A 1734-nucleotide genomic window follows, 5' to 3' on the forward strand; every position below is an offset into this window, starting at 1 on the left:
TGATCATCTGGACGACTTGCAGCTTGAAGCTCGCATCGAACGCCCGGCGTTTCTGTTTCATTAAGTTCTCCTCTACGGGTGGATGATCCACCTATCGAGGTGTCCGAGGAAATTAGACCACTACAACTGCAGATGATCCTCTCCCCGCAAGCGACGCCCGACCTCACCTGGCCCCCCGAGCCCCAACGCTGGCCGCCGGTCTTTCCACCGGCGTGCGCCAGCGCTTGGGGGGATGATCGTTTTGGGTTGTGGATGGAGGTTTCGCTGGACGGAAAGCCGAATTGTTTCCGCTGGATCGAGCCGGGTGAGTTTTTGATGGGCTCGCCGTGGGGTGAGGCATGGCGAAGAAAGGACGAAGGTCCGCGTCATTTGGTTCGTCTGACGGAAGGTTTCTGGCTTGCGGAAACAGCGTGCAGCCAGTCGGTGTGGCAGGCGGTGATGGGTAGCAACCCCAGCAACTTCACTGAAGACCCGCGGAACCCAGTGGAGTGTGTGAGCTGGCACGATGTGCAGGACTTTTTGAGGGAAGTGGAAAAACGCTTGCCTGGAGTGAAGGCGGACTTGCCGACGGAAGCGGAGTGGGAGTATGCGTGCCGGGCGGGGAGGGATACGGCGCTCAGTTGGGGTGACGTCATCAGTCCATCCGAAGCAAACTACGGCGTAGCGTACAGCTATACCGACGGCCGGTCCGGCAAGTACCGGGAAGGAACGGTGCCGGTAAAGATGTACCTCCCGAACGCTTGGGGCTTGTATCAGATGCACGGCAATGTGGATGAGTGGTGTGCAGACGGTAAACGGGACTACGACGGCGCGCCGAAAGTGGATCCGCATGGTCCTGATGGCTACTGGGGTTGGCCTGTTCTGCGTGGTGGAGCGTGGTACAACGAGCCGCAAAGGCTGCGTGCTGCAAGCCGCGGCAGTTGGTCGGCTAGGATGCGCAACAATTCAGTGGGCTTCCGCTTCTCCCTGAGGTCCACAAGTAGCGCGGAGCGCCCGCCGGAGGCGGTGGTCACGCGGGACGCGTGACCGGGGGTTTGGCCCCGGAGGGGCCCGTGGCCCGCTCCGGGACGGGGCGGGCCACGACGCGGCAAAACCGCCGCACGCCTCGTCCTCCATTTTCCACTCCCCACCTTCCCATTCCCCAATCCCCTGTAGTGGTCTAATTTCCTCGGACACCTCGATAGGTGGATCATCCACCCGTAGAGGAGAACTTAATGAAACAGAAACGCCGGGCGTTCGATGCGAGCTTCAAGCTGCAAGTCGTCCAGATGATCAGGGACCAAGGCCTGAGCGTCGGCCAAGTATGCCGCGACATGGGTCTGGGAGAGACCGCGGTGCGGCGCTGGCTGGCGCAACTCGATGCGGAGCAAAGCGGACAGGCAGGTATCGGCAAGCCGCTGACGGCTGAACAGCAACGCATTCGCCAACTCGAGGCGGAGAATCGGCAGCTTCGCCAGGACAATGACCTGTTGAAAAAAGCGTCGGCCTTCTTTGCCCGCGAACTGAAATGACCTACCGGTGCATCACTCAGTTGCAAGAGAAGGCCGACAACACCGCATTGCTGTGCCGGTTGCTGGGCGTGAGTCGTTCGGGCTTCTACGCCGCCTGCTCACGCAGGGGCGAACCCGCCAGGGTTTGCCCAACGAGCACCCACCTGCGCGCCGCCTTCACCGCCTCCGGACGCTGCTATGGCAGCCGGCGCCTGCGGGCCGTCCTGCATGCGCAGGGGCTTCG

General features: G+C 61.9%; 2 protein-coding genes and 1 pseudogene. All 3 read left to right on the forward strand.

Translation table 11 applies throughout. The annotated features are described in order from the left end of the window. Positions 1-99 precede the first annotated feature (99 nt). Complete coding sequence (locus GH681_RS22910; protein ID WP_228112052.1) at positions 100-1026, forward strand: formylglycine-generating enzyme family protein; 927 nt, start codon at positions 100-102, stop codon at positions 1024-1026. Positions 1027-1214: 188 nt separating this feature from the next. Beyond that, positions 1215-1511, forward strand: coding sequence for a transposase (locus GH681_RS22915; protein ID WP_153161121.1), 297 nt, complete (start codon positions 1215-1217; stop codon positions 1509-1511). After that, positions 1508-1734 (forward strand): annotated as a pseudogene (locus GH681_RS23855) (IS3 family transposase); the annotation flags it as partial. The gene GH681_RS22915 and the pseudogene GH681_RS23855, both read left to right, overlap by 4 nt.

It is taken from the genome of Zoogloea sp. 1C4 (assembly GCF_009469605.1).
GTDB lineage: Bacteria > Pseudomonadota > Gammaproteobacteria > Burkholderiales > Rhodocyclaceae > Zoogloea > Zoogloea oryzae.